Source organism: Roseisolibacter sp. H3M3-2 (assembly GCF_029211165.1).
GTDB lineage: Bacteria > Gemmatimonadota > Gemmatimonadetes > Gemmatimonadales > Gemmatimonadaceae > Roseisolibacter.
Window position 1 is genome coordinate 1 of record NZ_JARGEK010000735.1, and the last position, 824, is coordinate 824.

Genomic DNA, 824 nt, shown 5'->3' on the forward strand with positions numbered 1-824 from the left:
GCTGCTCGGCGGAGAACGCTCCCGCTCGCCGAGCAGGGGGCGTTCGCCGCCGAGCAGCCGGGGGCGGTGGCGTGGCGCGTCGCCCCGCGGCGCGGGCAGCGGCTCACCGTGCGCGTCGAGGCCGCGGCCGACTCGGGGACGCGCCTCTTCAGCGAGCTGTTCGCCGTCCCCGCCGACACCGCGCGCGCGCCGCGCCTGGTGGCCAGCGGCGACTCGCTGGCGGCGACGTACGCGCTCGACGCCGACGACGAGGGGACGGCGTACGTGCTCCGCCTGCAGCCCGAGCTGCTGCGCGCGGTGCGCTGGCGCGTGACGCTGGAGGGCGGGCCGTCGCTCGCCTTCCCCGTGCAGGGGCGCGACAGCCGGGCGGTGCGCAGCTTCTGGGGCGCCGACCGCGACGGCGGCGCCCGCGCCCACGAGGGGATCGACGTCTTCGCGCCGCGCGGCACCCCGGTCGTCGCCGGCGCCGACGGCGTCGCCTGGGCGGGGGAGAACCGGCTCGGCGGCACCGTGGTGTTCCTGCGCGACCCCGCGCGCGGCCAGTCGCTCTACTACGCCCACCTCGACCGGCACCACGTGCGGTCGGGCGACCGCGTGCGCGCGGGCGACACGCTCGGCTTCGTCGGCAACACGGGGAACGCCCGCTCGACCGCGCCGCACCTGCACTTCGGCGTCTACCGCCGCGGCGAGGGCGCGATCGACCCGTACCCGTTCGTCGACACGCGCCGTGCGGCGCGGCGCGCGCCCGGGCGCGACCCGCTGCTGGTGGGCGCGCTGGCCCGCACGCGCGCCGCCGAGTCGTCGCTGCGCGCGGTGCCGGGGGT

Annotated in this window: 1 protein-coding gene; it reads left to right on the forward strand. The window is 79.7% G+C overall.

What is annotated here, in order from left to right:
* Positions 1–824, forward strand: an 824-nt coding sequence (locus tag PYV61_RS26080; RefSeq protein WP_275836809.1) for a M23 family metallopeptidase, incomplete at both ends; no start/stop codon positions are given.